12 protein-coding genes and 1 pseudogene are annotated in these 18,768 nt (G+C 38.5%); 1 reads left to right on the forward strand and 12 read right to left on the reverse strand.

All coding sequences use genetic code 11. The features are described from left to right. Window positions 1-251 precede the first annotated feature (251 nt). The 12 genes and pseudogenes from HMPREF2794_RS26030 to HMPREF2794_RS26095 form a co-directional block, all read right to left on the reverse strand. Window positions 252-794, reverse strand: a complete 543-nt coding sequence (locus tag HMPREF2794_RS26030) for an RNA polymerase sigma-70 factor (RefSeq protein WP_070753095.1) — start codon at window positions 792-794, stop codon at window positions 252-254. Between the two features lie 2,424 nt (window positions 795-3,218). After that, complete coding sequence (locus HMPREF2794_RS26045) at window positions 3,219-3,425, reverse strand: hypothetical protein (RefSeq protein ID WP_070753101.1); 207 nt, start codon at window positions 3,423-3,425, stop codon at window positions 3,219-3,221. Between the two features lie 137 nt (window positions 3,426-3,562). After that, window positions 3,563-5,689: a thioredoxin family protein gene (locus HMPREF2794_RS26050; RefSeq protein ID WP_070753103.1), complete on the reverse strand. Its 2,127-nt coding sequence runs from the start codon at window positions 5,687-5,689 to the stop codon at window positions 3,563-3,565. A gap of 14 nt (window positions 5,690-5,703) precedes the next feature. Beyond that, window positions 5,704-6,795: an FISUMP domain-containing protein gene (locus HMPREF2794_RS28695; protein WP_139147301.1), complete on the reverse strand. Its 1,092-nt coding sequence runs from the start codon at window positions 6,793-6,795 to the stop codon at window positions 5,704-5,706. 12 nt (window positions 6,796-6,807) lie between these two features. Continuing rightward, window positions 6,808-7,851: a hypothetical protein gene (locus HMPREF2794_RS26060; protein ID WP_070753107.1), complete on the reverse strand. Its 1,044-nt coding sequence runs from the start codon at window positions 7,849-7,851 to the stop codon at window positions 6,808-6,810. A 23-nt stretch (window positions 7,852-7,874) separates the two neighbouring features. Then, window positions 7,875-9,434, reverse strand: coding sequence for a RagB/SusD family nutrient uptake outer membrane protein (locus tag HMPREF2794_RS26065; protein WP_070753109.1), 1,560 nt, complete (start codon window positions 9,432-9,434; stop codon window positions 7,875-7,877). Window positions 9,435-9,445: 11 nt separating this feature from the next. Then, window positions 9,446-12,967 (reverse strand): SusC/RagA family TonB-linked outer membrane protein, encoded by a 3,522-nt coding sequence (locus HMPREF2794_RS26070; RefSeq protein ID WP_246839634.1) that lies wholly within the window; start codon window positions 12,965-12,967, stop codon window positions 9,446-9,448. 197 nt (window positions 12,968-13,164) lie between these two features. Continuing rightward, window positions 13,165-13,824 carry a FecR family protein gene (locus HMPREF2794_RS26075; RefSeq protein ID WP_070753111.1) on the reverse strand — a complete coding sequence of 220 codons (660 nt, stop codon included), beginning with the start codon at window positions 13,822-13,824 and terminating at the stop codon, window positions 13,165-13,167. Between the two features lie 111 nt (window positions 13,825-13,935). Further along, window positions 13,936-14,331 (reverse strand): hypothetical protein, encoded by a 396-nt coding sequence (locus HMPREF2794_RS26080; RefSeq protein WP_070753114.1) that lies wholly within the window; start codon window positions 14,329-14,331, stop codon window positions 13,936-13,938. 336 nt (window positions 14,332-14,667) lie between these two features. Beyond that, a complete protein-coding gene (locus HMPREF2794_RS26090) occupies window positions 14,668-15,618 on the reverse strand; it encodes a hypothetical protein (protein WP_139147303.1) in 951 nt (316 codons plus the stop codon). A 10-nt stretch (window positions 15,619-15,628) separates the two neighbouring features. After that, on the reverse strand, window positions 15,629-16,657 hold the full coding sequence (locus tag HMPREF2794_RS28250) for a RagB/SusD family nutrient uptake outer membrane protein (protein ID WP_240053046.1): 1,029 nt from the start codon (window positions 16,655-16,657) through the stop codon (window positions 15,629-15,631). Further along, a pseudogene (locus HMPREF2794_RS26095) lies at window positions 16,634-16,871 on the reverse strand (hypothetical protein); the annotation flags it as partial. The gene HMPREF2794_RS28250 and the pseudogene HMPREF2794_RS26095, both read right to left, overlap by 24 nt. 541 nt (window positions 16,872-17,412) lie before the next feature. Between HMPREF2794_RS26095 and HMPREF2794_RS26100 the strand changes: the two are divergent. Further along, window positions 17,413-18,627 (forward strand): IS256 family transposase, encoded by a 1,215-nt coding sequence (locus HMPREF2794_RS26100; protein ID WP_070753120.1) that lies wholly within the window; start codon window positions 17,413-17,415, stop codon window positions 18,625-18,627. The last annotated feature ends 141 nt before the right edge of the window (window positions 18,628-18,768 follow it).

The following is an 18,768-nucleotide window of genomic DNA, read 5'->3' on the forward strand; positions in this document are numbered from 1 at the left end:
ACCTTATATTTGCTCTTTTTATCTTTTGGATAGCAAATTTTTGTCCCTAGTTTGTCCCCCGAAGCATTCCACAAAAACATAATATATTAAATATCAATTTATTACAAGTAAAAAATGATACAAAACATTTTTCACATTGGCGAAATCTCTCTTTTTTTGTTAGTCTTCAAAGTCTTTCCAAGCCATTTTATTTACGATTTGTATACCCTAAACTTATTTTTGAAATAACAGAGAATCGATCTACAAATCTTTCAAAAAAGATCACGTTCCCCCAATATGAACACGAAAACATAGTACAATTCTTTCAACTCTTCCTTCAACGTTTTCATCGCATTATATTTCAATGTTTTTACCGTATTCACAGAGATTCCCATCTCTTGGGCGACCTCCACATTACTCCTTCCTTGCAACACGTATTTCATTATTTTTGAACTTTGAGGAGGAAGTCTCTCGATTGATGCATGAAGCAAGGCGATAGTCTCTTCTTCAATCACAACTTCTTTAAAAATAACATCTTGCTTTTCCAAGATTTCCATAATAAAAGAAGTATTATTTTTATAATTCCGAAGGTAATTTAAACTAGAATTACGTACAGAAGTATATAGATAAGCTTTCATGGATTGAATATTCTTTCCCGTTTCTTTCATGCTCCACAAATTTAAGAAAGCTTCTTGAACGATATCTTTACTTTGCTCTTCGTCATTCAAGTAATGATCCGCAAGAGCGCATAATCTTGGATATAGTTCATAAAACAACGATTCAAAATGCTCAATTTCCCTTTCCTTGCACCCCATATTAAATAGTTATTTGTTCAAAAAATATTCATGACTAAAATATTAGTTTATCTTTCTATTTCCAAACAAAAAATCTCGATTTCATATTTTTTCATTACATCCCAATAATTCATTATTCTTACTTGTTAGTAACACGTCCCTCCTTTGTCGTCACAAATACACACACTCTCTCGTCCAATCGTGTTTCACTTTTTTCATATACTACCTCACAAGATATGCACACCAACCTTTTGCTACAAACATATACTTGTTTATCTTCGTTTCCATTATACCCCTCCCCACGTGTTCGATATCCTAACTGACAATTCTCTTGTTCAAAAAAGAAATCCAACCAGTATAGACCCTTGAAAATTTTGTTTTTGACAACGAAGGAAAAACGGTTGAGCATAATAGGCCAGTTTTCTCACTACCCACGAGCTTGATAAAGTATATATCTTGAAAAAGACAATGCCCTATCTTCTGACACGGGTCAACACCATTTACACATACATATAAATGATGTTCCCGTGTCATCTTTGGATAGCACAAACGACCACACTCGTCTGGTAGTAGAGTCCTCTCAAATAATCTAAACTAAACGTTTCTATTAAAAACATTTACCAAGGCGTACGGGATCATTTCCTGCAATATTTTCATTTTATTTTCCACAGAAAGAAAATATCATTTGATAGTGATTGTAACTCTAAAAGTACATTTATCTCAATTAATTCATTTTAATATAAAATTCAAAAAAGACGTAATTGGTTTGTATTTTTTTCATTGAATATTTGTGAAGCACATACGGACACAGGGTCAAATTTACATTAGAAACACTAGGAAACCCAAAGGCCGGCGGATAGCTTTTTCAACTTTCAAACGAATAAAGAACAATTTTCAAAATGGAAACGTATAAGTAATGATTGTAATTTGATGGCTACCGTGGGGATCATCTGAAATTTTGAATCGGAATTTGGTATCTTTACAAAATAATGATGCCCAGTGGCATTCTTTATAACAAACCGGTAGCAAGCTTTGTTGCTTTGAAAAAAATATCTAGATACATGACTGACAAGAATGAAGGTTAAAACACGGAGCGAGATATTCTAGATCGTAATCTCGCAAATTCTCAAAGATGAGCTTGATTATCGAGAAGCTACCAACGATCAATATATTATCCATATAGCGGGGTCTTTTCTGTCAACCAACCTGAAACTTACCATTCTCACCCCTGATGTTTCCCTGCGAAAATGGCATATCAGATTATTTTCCGATGTATGAAATGTGGTAACAACTAAATCTCGATCATAACGACTATAAAAATCCGTGAATCTTTCAAAGATACCCAAACCTCTTCGGGAAACTTGAAGTTCCTCGCTTTTACCTTTCTTCTTCTCGTACAAGCCCGGGTAAAAATCATCTCACGCACAACGATCAAACCATTTCCCGCTACTCAACTCTGTTATTGTTGCGACAGCATCTTTAACAACCAATGGTTTTACACTGTTTTCTATTATCTTCAAGGCGTTTCCCGCATCATGTCTGATAATAATCCCCAAAGGAAATTTGCAAAAATGTCACCATCCACTTCTCGACTTGAACAGTTTAAATCGATCACGAATGCAGTATTTAAACGTTCCGTTCTTTCCACGACAGTGACATAACGAGGACAATACCTCCATAACTTCCTCAACACCTCTCATGTAGAGTTTGAATACCAGGCGACAATCGCCCCCTCATGTTTATCTTTCAACGCTTCCACAACTTGACTCCGACCTGGCTCTTTCACTAACTGACTGATAACAGAAATCATATACCCCTTCCCCACTAGATTTGCGTAAATGTATCCCACACGAAAACTAAGTAATAATAATAATAACAGCAACTTACTCATAATCGACATCTAATTATTAATCATAAAAACGAGGGTTTATCCATCGAGATACCTCTTTTTCCATCTCCTAGGTCTTCTCTTCATCACCTGTCATTTTTCACAGCTTACTTTCTAAATAAAGCAACACTCCTTTCGTCCCGTCTGAACCAAATTGTTTCACGACATTTTCCAGGAAATCAATATAAGGTGTCAAGCGAGTTGTCGTAACGTTACAAGTAATTTTGTTAATAAAATTTTCCGTCAGTTCTTTTTCCTTTCTCTCGTACAAAGATATATTGACAGTACGATCTTGTAAATATTTTCACTATTATATATTCATATTTACACAACAGAATGAGTCACTAAAAGTGTCAAAAAAAATAACAGAAAAAATTTAAACTATTTCTTTTCACGTATATTATAGCCTCAAAAATCAATAATTTATCATTTTTATTCTTAATAAAAAACGAAAGCGATGCCAAGAAATAAAGAACAAAACATTTGGGTGAAACGACTTGTTACAGGAGATGAGATTGCCTACAAAAAATTTTTCAAGAATATTATCCGACTTTCATTCATTTCGCACAAAGATAAACCTTTTTTTCAAAGTCTTTTATTGCTTGCATTCTAAGTGATAAACCGGCTTTAACGCTAACTTTCTTTTTAATGACAAGGAATTTATAGCCTGCCACTATTCCCACATTAAAATTAGGCGACAGCCATCTATTCCTGATTTTTTTCGGGCATAGTTTATGCTTATACCCATCTTCAAGCATATGCATATATTTAATCGTTTTGCATACTTTTTCAACATAACAAACCCCGAAAGTTAGACACAAAACTTTCGGGGTGTATATCACAACTTCTTGGCAAGATTATATTAGTAAAATATTGAAACAGATGTATTCTGTTGAATTATTTATTTCAATATGTCTAGTAACGTCGTGTATTTTTCAACAGCAAGTGGCCTAGCCTTATTCTTTTCTTGTTCAAGATAGCTTACCACTCTACCTTTCATAGAATCTGGAATCAATGGCCAAAAACGTTTCCATAGCATATCCAGATTCAATTGACCAAACTTGTAATCCATTTGGGAAACGCCTTTGTTATATACTTTTAGCACCTTTTCCCAATCTTTTTGGCTGGCAGCTTCCGTGATCGTTACGAGGTAACCAAGGGTTGAATTTTTCTTGACGCTCCTGGTATGTTTGATGTCTTCAATGACAGATACGAGTATTTCATTATTCATGTCGGGTTCTGGCAACATATTCATAAAGTAAGGAAAGTAAATATTTAAAAGAGCCCTTTCTATTACTGTTTTTCCCGCTAGTTTTTGATATTCCGCCTGGTGGCGCAAGAAATAACGAGACATATCGCTTTCCGGTTCCGTTGCGAATCTGGTATAAAAAGGTATTAAATCTTTATCTATTCTTTCTTTTTCGGAAAGCGTGTTGAAGTATTTTTCCGCTTCGTCAATTGCCTCTGTTTCTTGCATATCCCCCGCTGATACCATATTCCTTAAATATTCTATCACGACTTGGGGAGTCCGGTCACCCGCATCATATTTTGCCTTTACCGGGCCGTAAGCGGTTGAATCGGATAAAGCTCTTGCCATTTCATCTATCAATGCCCGTGGGGGACGTGCTCCCGTGAACCTGTGTAATAAATTTCCCTCTGAATCCAAGACCAGTAACGTGGGGTATACTTTGATGCCATAACGTTTAGCAAGTTCTATACCTTCTCCACGCTCCATATCCATTTTGAAATTTACAAAGTTTGAGTTGAAAAAGTCCCCGACGGGTTTCATGGGAAATATTTGGTTACTTAACACTTTACACGGGCCACACCACACGGTGAAACAATCCATAAAAACCGGTTTGTTTTCTTTTCTAGCTTTTGCTAAAACTTCAGAGAAAGTGCAATCTTCAAATTTAACCCCGTTTCCAGCGTTAACAATTTGTTTTAAAGCGTTCTCATATTGTTTTGCTGTTGCCTGGTCTACTTGTTGGATTCTTTCATTCAAGTATTTTTCAACCGCTTGTTTTAATTCCAAATGTTGGTTCGTTACCGTCACCAGGTTCATATCTGCTCCCTCTAAAATTTGTGATTGCAGTTTGTTGCCATCCTTTTTCAGTTGTTCGATAAAATCAATATATCGTTTTTCTCCCCGTGCTTTTGCCAGATTCAGGTAAACGAATGCAACATCTGTTTCTGCCAAGTAGTTATGCATTTTCTTTTCGACTTTCTGAATGTTGAATTTTTCGTATCCCTTATCGTCAAATAAAAATGGATAAAGAATACGGATGTACATCACTGAAATGTATTGGTCTACAATATCTTTACCATTTTCTTTCACAAAAGCGTCATAATTTTCCAATAGGAAAGGAAAACGTTCAGAGTTTGCATCTTCTAGTAAAGATGTGAAAATGGACCAGTTTTCTTTTTTGATTAACTCTTGAGGGTCGAGCATGGCGACGTAAATTTGAACTACCGAATCCCGATGTACTTTCATATCAGCATGGTCTAATACATTTATGTAGTCCCGTAGAAAATCTATATCCCGTTTTCCTCCACGGAACTTTTCGGTCATTCCGGTCAGACAACGTTCAGGATTAAGTCCTCTTGCCACTTGTTCCTTGAACTCCGGCAATTTACTCCCTCCCACGATTCGATGTAATAGATTCCCTTTCGAATCCAATATCAAATAATGAGCGAAATAACGAATTTGGTATTTTGTCACCAGGTCTTTATGTGCTGGTACTGATACGTCAAGACACAAACATACAAAATGATCATTCAACCATTTGGCAAATTCCGCATCGGAAAAAACAGCTTTGTTCATAGCATGGCATGGAATGGCCCAATCGGCAAAACAATTGAAGAAAATAGGTTTATTTTCCCTTGCAGATGCTTTCAATGCTTCTTCGTATGAATTTAAATATTTGACTTTTACGTCAGCTTTTGCCGCATCACCATATATACTTTGAGCAACTCCTGCGGAAAAACTCCAACATACGAGAATAATTGCGAATAAAATATTTTTCATTTTTAATTTCGTTTTTACTTTTTGTCTTTTACTAAACGTACATTATACATTGTCGGGTGACCATCTTCATTCTCAAATCTTGTGGTTGAACGTAATATCTGGTTCGTCCACGTGGCAATAGATCGCATAATTCCCACCCGTGTGGAATCCGTTTCCGCAAGATTTTCTGATGACCAGAAATAAGCATTACGCCCTTTGTTGATAAAGGTCTGGTCATCTTCCATTTTATTATATCGTGGGGTGTAAATTTTTCCACCGCCATATAGAACATTAAAACCAATCCCGTTTTTGTCGGCTTTCAGGTATTCGGCCTGGTTTGTTCCCCGCCAATCGTTATCTTTAGGGACTTCTCCTTCGCTCATACCAAGAAATCTTTCTAATTTCTTCCAATCCTCATCAGTGGGGAGTCGCCAGTCACCTTCTGACGGCACGGCTTTTAAAGCTGCTTCATAACTATATAACATCCCGTAAGTTTGGGAATAATTACCGTTATTCTCTTCGGCTTTCTGGTAATTCGTCAAGGCGTATTCCGGAATTTTTGAAATTCTCATGTTATTGGCGAATAATTCTATCTGGGGGTAAATTAAGTAATAGCAATTCCCGCTTACAGAATCTTTCATATCACTTATGATTTTATCATAACTTGCATCCGGGTTATTTTTCAGGTATACACTTGGTAAATATGTTGGGGCAAACATCTCATAGTACATTTCATACCATACTGAACTTTCGTCAACGCCATATCCTAACATGAAGTTGTTCAAAGAGTCCATACAAGGGGATTCATCGATTTTTCCGGTTTCCAAAGCAGTAGATAACGCTTCCCGGAATTCACTGTCATTTAACGGAACGGATAAGGTGTCAAAATAAGTTTCTTGCCAAGTCGCACAACCAGCTAGATTCCCTCCCGGTAGTAAATAGGCCAAGTTTTCAGCCATCCAGATTTGATCACCGATTTCTATGCAATGATAAGTTTTGTTATCACGGGTGTCTATAAATTCTCCCGCATCAGTTACTCCTGTTATCTCGTAGGAGTAAGTCGAATCGTCAGAACATGCCCATAAGAAAAATAAGCCTACTAACAATGTTTCTAAAAATTTTTTCATAACATCAATTAATTACAATTCAACTCCCATTTCATTTACAATCACCTCGTAAAGGATATTGTACCTTTTCATAACCAGTGAATAGTCTCCAAAATATTTTTGGAATTCCTCTGGACTAAAACGAAGCATTAATTCCACGTATTCATTCAAATCAATAGTCACGGAATTAGGAGAGGTTGTTATTACGAAAGTGGAAGTCCCGACAAAACCATAGGGGCCGACAATACTGGCAAAAACGGAACGGCTCTCGTCAACGTGTTCTTGTGTGGGAGGCTCTTCAGCCCATGACGGCCACCTTGATTTTAAGTCTTCCAAGTAATTTCCCTCCATGGAGGCAGGCCGCCCATAAGAGAAATAATAACCCCCGTAACCGATCCATGGATCAGATGTTGGATACACAAATAAGTCTTTTCCATAGTTTGAAGCCTCGGAAATTGTCCCGAATTCATCTATTTTTGAAGTGAAGTTTTCAACTTTATCCAGAACTAGAGTTTTTTCAATGTTGGAGATTGTATTGTCCAATGAACCGTCGTCCACTATTTCATCTACCCGGCACCATAACATAACTCTGAAATTAGTTTCAAAACTTGTTTCTTCTTCGATTTCCCCTGCCGAATTTATCTTGTAAATGGAGTCTGCGCTCATAATCAGCGTGGGGTATAATGCTTCTGAAACATTCTCCAGAAATTGACGAATGCCCGTCAATATTTTTAATTGTTTTTCTTCTCCTTTGGCGTAAACAAATTTATATTCTACTTGAGTGTTACCGGTTCCGGATTCTGGTTTATAGAACAACCAAGTCGGGTCTATTAATTCATAACGATACACGGGATTTCCGTATACATCCGTTCTGACAAATTCTTGGTTTACCGTGTCGTTAAAATAGACAGAAACTCCGAATTCGGTGAAAATCTGGTAACGTTCATGCTGTACGGGATCATTCGGATCGTCGGTAATTGCGTAAATATTCGAGAAGTCGATCTCGTTTTTCAGGGTGTCTTCTTTCCCGCAAGAAAAGAAGAGAAAGCCGATTAAAAATAAATATATATATTTCATACCTTTATCATTTTCTGTCCGATTTATTGTTCTAATGGGATTCGTTCCGGTCGTTGATTGTCCGGCATGGGCTTGGTATCAAATTCCAGCACGTTTTTAGGAATGGCAAACACGTAAGCCGGGTCGTCCTCTTCTAATACATAGGTTGCGGTGCGCTCTAAAACATTAGCTGAGTTATAAAAGCTAAATTGTCTGTATATTTTTTTCTTGTAAGGATATTTTTCACATACGGAATAACGCCGTAAATCGAACCAGCGATGTCCTTCGAAACACAACTCCTTGCGCCGTTCGATGCGAATCTGTTTTACAAGTTCCTCTCCGGTGTAAGTTTGATCCTGATAATCAACGATCCGATTTCTCAGTAGTTCGTTTAAGTATTTGTTAGCTGTTGCGTCATCCGTACCGAGCATAGCACATGCTTCTGCCATATTCAAGTAGGCTTCTGCCGCCCGTAACATAAGTACGTCGGATACTCTGGCTTGGTAATTCCCCGTGTTATATTTGTATAACAAGGCAAGGCTATCCGTGTCTACGTTCTTTTTAAAACATCCTTTTCTGCGGTCATTCTCGTCATATAAATTATATAATTCCCGGGACACGCAGAATTCTGGTGCGTTACCGGTCCAACATACTTGTGAAAATTGTGAGTTTTGGGAAAAGATTAACTCTGTATTATCTTCATTTAGAAAACGGTTATCTTCGCTTAGCGTGTCTCCTGCAACTAACGAAGATAAGGCTATATTACCGAACAAAGGTTCCAAAATATTTTTTGCGTTTTCCCATTCCTGCATATGCAGGTATACCCTTCCGAGTAATAGGCGGGAAGCTTTCTCGGAAGCCCGGTAAAGGACATGTTTTGAACTGTGGCTAAAGGCTTCCAGGGATGCCAGTAAGTCGGACTCTATTTGCGAGTATATTTTGTCTAAAGTTGCACGCTCGAATTGCGTGTCTTTATCCTTGTCATGCTCAACTCCTGATGTGATTTTAAGAGGGACACCTAGGTCAGAAGAGGCTGTTCGTGGGTTATACGGTTTGCCGTAAAGGTTTGCTAAAATCAAGTAAAATTGCCCTCGTAAAAACAAGCTTTCACCTTTCACCCTGTAATAGTCTGCTTTTTCCTGATCTGTCTTTAAATCTAGGCGATCGATTTCTTCTAAAGTCGAGTTAATCACCGCAATACGTTTGTAAAGGTCCACCCATGTGGTTTGGTCATCCGAACTCCCCAATTCCGTGTTCGTGATGTCACGTTGCCATGTCGTGTAACCGAATAACGTTTTGTTCATGGATAACCACTGGGTAATCGGTTTATCTCCCCCAACCATGTTTATTGAACTTTCCGATACGACATTCAAGTCATCGTCAAGTGTATTAAAAAAGTCACACGTACGTCCACCACTCGGGTACACATAGCTTGTCGGGGGATTCGGTTTAGAACTCCCGATGTAAACCGAACCTAGTAATAATTCGTCATAATCAGAAATCTTAGAGGCCCGAACATACGTTTGCGAGTATTCGTCTAAAAATCCGTTACATCCGGCACAAGATAGTAATAATATTCCCGTTATTATATTTCTTATATTCATAGTCTTTTAATTTAGAATGACAGGTTTACTCCGATTGTATGTGAAGGTCTTACGGAAAGATTTGGGGAACTGAATCCGGCTTGGGAAGGATCTTGTCCTTTTAACTCTTTCGCTGAAATTGTAAATAGATTTTGAGTACTGAAACTGATTGAAGCATAAGAGATCGGTAATTTTTTCAATATTTTTTCCGGAACATCGTAACGTAACGATAGGGATTGCATTTTTAAATAATTACCGCTAACCACCCTAATATCCGAGTCGTCATACATTTGCCAGATGTTATCGGCAAAAGATCCTGTTAATCCTTGGGAGCCGGCCGTCATGGAATAATGATAACGGTATTGGTCGAATAGAGGATCGGAAGGACTCAATAATGCCGGGTAATTGGTACGTTGCTCGTCTCCCGGAACTACCCAACGATCAATAAATTCTTTGCGGACATTTTCTACCGAAGTAATACCATTTTGAATGGGACCGTACATGTCAAATAGGCGGATTTTGGAACCTAAGCTGTATGCCAGGTTAAAAGAAAGATTCCAACGTTTGTAGCGGATATTGTTAGAAAAACTTCCGGAAATAAATGGATCACGGCATCCGCTGTCCTCCAAAACAGTCATGATGATTTCGGCAACAGATTTACCGTACAATAAATGTACCCGGTCTTCCCAATCATCGAACATCGGTAACCCGGTTTCATGATCTAGACCCAGAAATTTGTAAGAATAGAAAGTACTGATCGGTTTACCGCTGATGATGGCAGTTCCATCCAGGAAAGCCTCTTTCGTATAATTTTCTAACGGTTGGGATTGTACTTCATTTAAATTTATTGAATAATACGTAGAAACAAACCAAGAGAAGTCTTTCGTTCGAATAGGATAACCGGATAAGGAAATGGACATACCTTTATTGGATAAAGTTCCGTTATTCATTACATAAGTGCCGCTTGGGGTTCCGTTTACGGAAGATACTGCGATTGATGAAAGTAATTCATTCGTTTTTTTGTAATAAAAGTCTGTGCTAATATTTAATCGGGAATTGAATAAATCTAGATTTAACCCGATGTTGATTTGGTTTGTTTGTTCCCAACGTAGATTGGGATTTGGTAACTTGTACAACGTTGATACGTATTCCCCGTAATAGGTGTCAATTCCTCCTTGATTTAATAACATGTCCGGGGTCTCCCCGTCAATCATATTTCCTTGTTTTCCGTACGACATTCTCAAGCGCATGTCAGAAATCCATGCACCACCTTTATAATCTCCGTCAGAATCCAAGAAAATAATATCTTTTAAATTTAACATGGTTGATATAGACCAAACAGGTAATAATTTGTTGTTACTTTCACTACCGAATTGGTTGGATACGTCGAATCGTCCGTTAACATTGAACGTGAAGTAATCTTTGTAGCTGTAAGAAACCGTAAGATAACCACTTAGTTTATTTGTTAACGATTCGCTTATCGAATGATGTGGCGCAGCCAACCAACTTTTGAAATAAGGATAATCATCAATCAAGTATGTCGTTTTACCGTTTACAGATGTGGAAGTGGACATATCCACGAATTGTTTTCCCCGTTCTTTTAAGTAACCTCGGGATTCATCTGCAATTGCCTGATTTTTGCTAGAGTTAGCCTCAAGACCCAGAGAAGCACTGAGTAAATGGTACGCTTCTTTATCTAAACCTTTGCTATAATTGGATTGCAATCGTAAGGTCCAGTTCTCGGCAGTACTTTGATTCGTGGTTAGAATTCCACCGTAAGGCAGGTAACAATATCCACTTTCCCCGGTTGGAGGAGTATCCTCGGCCTCTGCATTACGTAGAGAGGCTACTTTCCAGGTTTTCTCCCCCCACCAATCCGTTTGCGTGGTGTTACTCCGTGTGTAAGAACCTGCAATAGTAAGATTCCATGATTTCATGATATCATAACGCAAATCCATGGATATCATTGCGGTAGAACCATCATACTCTTGAGAAGAATTATTAATTTCGTTTATGATATTGTAATTTAATCGGGTATTTCTAGTATCACTGGCTTTCTTGTAATAATACAAACTTCCGTCACTATTGAAGCAAGGCAACGCACGGGTTGTATTGTAAGCGTATCCCATGGCGTCTATTTCTGTCGGTACGTGATTCTTTTTTTGTATATTCCCGTTAAGACGCAGGGCAACCTGGAACTTATCGCTTAATTTTGCATCGAGGTTGAGCATTATGGAATAGCGATCGCTGTAAGAGGTTTTAGCTACACCGTTATCATCCGAAATGCCGAATGAAGCGTAGTAACATACTTTCTCAGAACCTCCTGACATACTTAAATTATGAGTCTGTGAATAGGCGTCTCTAGTTAATATATCAAACCAATCGGTGTTTATTGTTTCATTTTGTTGAACCTCTGTAAGAAATTCGTCATAACTCGTTTTCCCGCTCATCCAGTTGTAGTAAGCTCCCTCGTACCCGACAGTTGGCATATATGGGTCGAAGATATAGTGATTGTCAACAAGATCTTTACCGAATTGCATACGTTCCTGGGAATTCATCAGATTTATATTCCGATCCGTGTAACGAGGCCGTCGGGTGATCTTTGAAGAATGACTATAAGACAAGGAGATTTTTCCGGCTTTTCCGCGTTTCGTGGTAACCACGATAACCCCATTAGCAGCTTGTGTCCCATACAAGGCTGTTGCGGAAGCATCTTTTAAAACATCAATGCGTTCAATATCTTGAGGATTAATACCAGCAATTGCATTTCCGATGATGTTTATATAATCAGGATTGTTCAAGTCTTCCGGGCTTACATTCACCGGGTCTGATAACACGAACCCGTCCAAGACCCATAACGGGTTTCTGTTTCCGGAAAGTGTGGAGGTTCCTCGAACACGAATACGGGGAGTTGCTCCTACCTCACCGGAGTTTAACATTAGCTGTAAGTCCGGAATACGACCTTCCAAGGCTTGGTCGATACTCGTCATACCAGGTACTAATATATCTTCTGCCTTGACAGAGGATATGGCACTGGTAGAACGGCGTTTATTTATAGTCTGGTATCCTGTAACTACTACTTCCTCAACTTCTTCCACGTCTTCTTCTAACTTGACATCAATCTTCAAGTTATCGGTAACCGTTATGTATTGGGTTTTCATACCGATGAAAGAGTAAATTAAGATGACCTTTCCCGACGGGATCTCCAGTTTGTAACTACCGTCAGCCCCCGTGGCAGTCCCAACTGTTACCCCTTTGATTAAGATCGTTACGCCTGGTAGGGGATTCCCTTTTACATCTGTTACCTTCCCCGATACCGTTCGGTTGTTTTCTTCTGTCTTTTTCCCTCGTTTGATGATTATTGTTCGCCCGTTAATGGTATAAACGAGCCCGCTGTCCTTGAGACAACCAGATAAAACTTCGTCAATCGTTGCATTTTTGAACGACACGTCCTGCGGTTTGAATACTGACAAATAGGAATCACTATACACGAAATCATATGTTGAAATACGTTTGATTTCGTCGACAATTTCTTCTAGTGTTGCGTTTTTCAAACTAAATGTCAGCTTTACTTCTTGGCAGTAAGCCTGAAGGCTTATCTGACTTGCGAAGACGAAAAAAAGAAAGAATAAAAAGCATTTTTTTTTCGTTACATTACATCTTTTTTCCATAGATTTGTATTTGAATTTAATAATCATTTGCCTCCATGTATTTGGAAGCGAATTTTAAGTAGCGTTCCAGCGCTACTTTTTTATTTTACAATGACTGTGTTATCGGTTATTTCAAAAGTTACACATTCCGTTTCTTCTAATAAATCAAGTACTTCTGAGAAATCTTCGTGTTTTTCGATATTTAATGAAAATGGTAATGAGCGTAATTCCTCCCGTTCAAATGTGACGTTGAAATTATACCATCGGCCTAAATCTCTCAACACCTCCTCCAAGGGACAATGTTTAAAAATTAATCGTCCGTCTTTCCAACCGATGAATAGGTTAATGTTTACCTCTTGTCTTTCCAAGCTATGGTCAGACTTTTTGAATATTGCTTGGGTACCGGGAGATAAAATTAAATTATTACTATTTGTTTCAACTTTGACGCTTCCCTGTTTTAATGTGGTTTTTACACACTCTTCATCGGTGTAGGCACGGACTCCGAATTCGGTTCCTAACACTCGGATTTGGAGGGAATCCATGTCCACGATGAAAGGCTTCGTTGTATCTTTTTGTACGTCGAAAAAAGCTTCTCCAACCAAATGTACCTTACGTTCTGTTTCAGAGAAAGTAACGGGGTAGCTCAGTTTAGATTCGGCATTCAGGTAAACAATAGTTCCATCACTTAATTTTAAACAATATTCTCCGCCTCGAGGAACTGATATAACATGAAATCGTTCTTCTTTCTTTTCGTTTTTCACGGAATCTTCGTATACTAATTGGTTGTCTGATTGATAAATTTTAATTCCTTCCTGATGGATTTCAGGGGAATTTGAATCTTGTAATTTTATTTCCTCTCCATTATCTAAAGTTTAAGTTGCCAATACTTTCCCCGCATAAATCTTTGAATGGGGGTGTGTCGTGTTTGAGGTATCTGTAATTTCTTCCTGTTGTTTCCAAATCAATAGGGTGGAAAACACAATGATAATAATGGCTGCCCATTGTAAAATTTGCCTGTATGTTATTGTTTTCTTTTTTAGTCGAGATTGTACTTTATTCCAATCTGCCCAAATATTTTCTGTTTTCTGGTAGGACCGTTTTTCTTGTTCTTCACTTAGGCGTTTTCGAATATTCTCGTAAATACATAAGTTTTCTTCTTCGGCTCCTAACCACTGTTCTAATTTTTCCTTTTCTTCTTGTTGGATTGTTCCTGCTATTTCTCGGGCAATCCAAGTCGATATTTTGACATATTCCTTTATCGTGTCCATACGTGTATTTATTCAATTTTATCTCTAATGACACGAAAAAAAGAAAAAGGATGAATCGACTGGATAAAAAAATTACATATTTCTTTTAATAAACAATTCTTTACAAAATATTAATTGGTAATCATTATCAAAATTTCCCGCTCTATCATTAAGTTTCCTATCGATAAAGCGGTACTTCTTCCCGGAAGAAAAAAAACTAGAATGAAATCCATTTCTGCATTCCATTCTAGTGTATAGAAATCATCGGCCAGACTTTTTAGTTTACTTTTATACAATCCTAGGAAAAATCGCAATTAATGATTTCATTGTCGTAATTTTATTTTACTGAATATACCCTTATTCTTGTAAGAAATTTTTCATCCAGGAAAATTTTTCCATAACATAAGGGTATTCTCCATTTTCTGATTCAAATTCTTCTGGGGTTTTCAACAGAGCTGCCGCCACGAATGTTTCGAAATCTTTTTCCTCTGTTGGGGAATAATATTCATATTTTGTCCACTTGGGATTGTTGAAATAATTATAAGTTATAGTTAGTGAACTCCATTCCAGAAAACCTAGTGGACGGGAATCTGGAATGCCTTTTCCCCCGCCGAAATCTTCGGTTGTTCCTTTAACACCATGGGCGTACTTGTTTCCTTCATTCTCGACAATTTCTTTTTGTATGGTATAAAATTCTTTTACAAGCTCGGAATATTTAAGCTGAATACGATTGGCAACTTCAATAGCTACAATCTTTCCAAGCCAGTTTTTCCGTTCCTCTTGAGTGAATTCCGTAATGTTTTTTCTTGTACCGTCTGTCATGCTAACGGTTAATCCTAGCAATGTTGTTTCAAAATCCCTTTTGCCATACTCGCAAACAGTCGTGTCACTAGCAGATATGACCGTATCCACTAGCAAATAACTTCTTGTGATAGTTCCGAATTTTTCTAATTGCGGCATTAATAGATCTCTGACAATTTTAATTCCTTGAATTAATTTTTCTTCATCTTTACATAGCGTGAAATTGACTTTAGAGAAACTTTCTATCGAATAGCCGATTTTTAATGTCTCGTAATAAATAATAGAGTCTCCCGCGTTATCGAATCCTCTGAATTCTTTGCCAAGCGTGTCATTTTTAAAGACGGAACACCCGTAATTCGTGTATATATCGCAAGCTATTTCGTTCCATTCACCTTCTCCCGGCTGAATTGCAAACCAGTCTTTAACCACTCCGGTCGGAGTTAATTCATCCTCTTGGGCACAAGCTCCCAATATAAAAATTATAAATAAGTGTATTATCTTTTTCATTTTTTTATCATTAAAATTCAACATATTCGGCATCTTCCCTTTCGTTATGTCCTATTTCTGGATTCACGTTAATTTCATACTCGGGAATGGGTAATATCCATCCTTTTCCCTTGGGATACATTTCGAGTACACAATATCCAATTTGGGCTGCCTGACCGGATTCCGGCTTTTCCGCATATACACCATGGATAATTTTATAATCTGTTAGCGGGTACTTGGGGTTTACAGCATAACGACGTAAATCGAACCAGCGATGTCCCTCGAAACACAGTTCTTTCCTGCGTTCATCCCGGATCAAGTTAACAAGGTCTTCCCCTCGTTCCGTGATTTCCGGGTATATACCATTCTCGTAACGAGTTTCCAGTAATTCTTTCAGAACATCAATTGCTTCATCCTCCCGGTCTAGCATGGCAAGAGCCTCGGCTTTGTTTAATAACACTTCCGCATAACGTAAAACGAACGTGTCAGGAGTATCCCCCTCTGCAATATAACTTCCAAACAGCGAAGATATTTTACCGCTTACCATTCTCGATGATTTGCTCGTTAAAAATATGCTGGCCCGCAGGTCTTTGTACTTGTCATCAGATTGGTATAATCCAATTAGCCCATCCGAAACACGAAAACAATATCCCCCGAACGCACCGAATATATTGGCAGCGCATTCGGAACCTTGAGCAAAGATAAGTTCGGGGCAAGAAACCCTGAAGAAATTCTGCGAGTATGGTAAAGATAATTTTTCCAAGTGATACAACCTGTTACTTACTTTTTCACAACTTTTTAAGGCCTCTTCCCACTCTCCCATGTACAGGTATACACGACTGAGTAAAAGATTGGCAGCGTGAGCATTCGCTTTGAATACCTGATCTTCATTGATTTTTTCCAAGCAAATGGCTGACTCTTTTAGATCGTGTATGATTGAAGAGTATAAAGTATCCAAACGTGTTCTTTTAAATTTTAAATCTTCCATGTAGGAGGTTAATTTTAGGGGTACGCCCGGGGTATTATTAGCTTTATCTTTCTCGTAGGGAGCGGCATACATGTTAGCCAATAAGACGTGGTATTGCCATATCTTATGGTTAAGCACCAATACCAGTTCGGTTAGAAATTCGTAATCTTCTTTTCCACTCTTTGAAAGCACGATTGAACGTGTCCTGAATAGCTGAAAGGCCAAATCGCTCTGCTATCGAAAAATCTTCCCAAAACGTTGTTTTTACTTCGTTACCGTTTTCTTTCATAAATTCTCTGAATGTCATAATGCTTAAATTTTAAGATTGTTTTTTGTTTTTCCCTCTTGTAGCATCTACTACTTTCGGGCTTGATTTAATTATGTCGTCTCAAAAGGTGTCATGGCTCCTTATGCAAGGTTTCACGGCTAAATACGACCTCTGTGAAGCAGAAGGTGGAGATTTGGCTGTGAACCCAAGGCTATGACCTTGCAGACAAGAGAGACATGACAAGCACCTTTGCGACACAATTCACATCAGGTAGCCCGAAAGGGATATGCGGAATAATGGAGGAAGTAAGAAAAAGGCTAAAACAGGGAAAGGTAAAACCGAGGATATGCCGCCAAAGCACATAGCCCAAACAACGACTGGTGAAAAGAGACAGAACTGAAAGGACAAAGTAATGTCTCCTTTAACAATTTTGCTGGCCAAAAGAAAAATAGGTATGGCTTTGGGAGCTTATAAAAGCCGTTTAGTTTAGAACTTGAAGAGATATAAAAAAACAAAGAGGATGTAAATTAAACTGTGTCAGCAAGGAATAAAGTATTAACTTTGCTAACACAGTTTTTTTATGAAAGAAGAATTTGATTTTGAGAGTATCAAGACCAAGGCTATTGAACAGCTAAAAGCCGGCAAGCCTTTGTTAGGTAAGGAGGGAGCCTTTGCACCACTATTGGAAAGTATATTGAATGCAGCTTTGGAAGGTGAAATGGACGCGCATCTGACAGAGGAAGAACGTCAGATGGGTAACCGCCGTAATGGTAAAATGCAAAAGCAAGTCCAGACTCCATTAGGAGAGGTCACGGCTTCTACCCCTCGTGACCGTCATTCAAGTTTTGATCCCCAGTTCATCAAGAAACGTGAAACGATTCTGGCAGAAGGTGTTGCCGACCGTAGAATCGGTCTGTATGCTCTTGGTAACAGCACGAGGGAAATCAGTGATTGGATGGAAGAGAATCTTGGCAACCGTGTTTCAGCAGATACAATCAGTGCCATCACCGACCGTGTACTTCCAGAAATAAAGGCGTGGAAATCACGTGTGCTTGATTCTGTCTATCCTATAGTGTGGATGGATGCCATTCATTACAAAGTAACGGATGAGCGTGGCAGTGCGGTAACTCGTGTAATCTACAACGTGTTAGGTATTGACAGGGAGGGACACAAGGAACTTCTTGGGATGTATATATCAAGGAACGAGGGTGCAAACTTCTGGCTTAGTGTACTTACAGACCTTCAAAACCGGGGAGTTGAAGATATCCTTATAGCCTGTATAGATGGGTTGAAGGGTTTTCCTGAAGCCATTCAAAGTGTTTATCCCAACACCGCCGTACAACTTTGTGTAGTACACCAGATACGTAATTCCATCAAGTATGTAGGCCCTAAGAATCAGAAGGAATTCCTGAAGGATTTGAAACGTGTCTATCAGGCTGTCAATAAGGAATCTGCGGAAAACGAGCTCCTCAAACTAGATGAAAAATGGCGTGAACCGTATCCTATTGTTATCAAATCCTGGCAGGATAACTGGGATAAGCTCACCGAATACTTCCAGTATACTCCGGCTATCCGTAAGCTAATATATACCACAAATACCGTTGAGGGGTATCACCGCCAGATCCGCAAGGTAACAAAAAATAAGGGCGTGTTCCCATCGGATACAGCCCTTGAAAAACTTGTTTATCTTGCATATCGCAATATACGGAAGAAATGGACCATGCCACTGGCCAATTGGGCTACTATATCACAGCAATTAGCCATAAAATTTGGAGACCGGTTTAAATTATTGTAATTTTACGCTCGTCGGGACGGGTGGTCCCGCCCCTTGGCGCTGGCCGCTCCCCGACCAATGAGTTGTCTTGAGAAAATTATGCGTGACACAGTTTATTTTACACTACCAAAACAGACTAAACTTTATTATATTTGCAGTGTG

Source organism: Bacteroides sp. HMSC067B03, assembly GCF_001811315.1.
In the GTDB taxonomy this organism is placed as follows: Bacteria; Bacteroidota; Bacteroidia; order Bacteroidales; family Bacteroidaceae; genus Bacteroides; species Bacteroides faecis.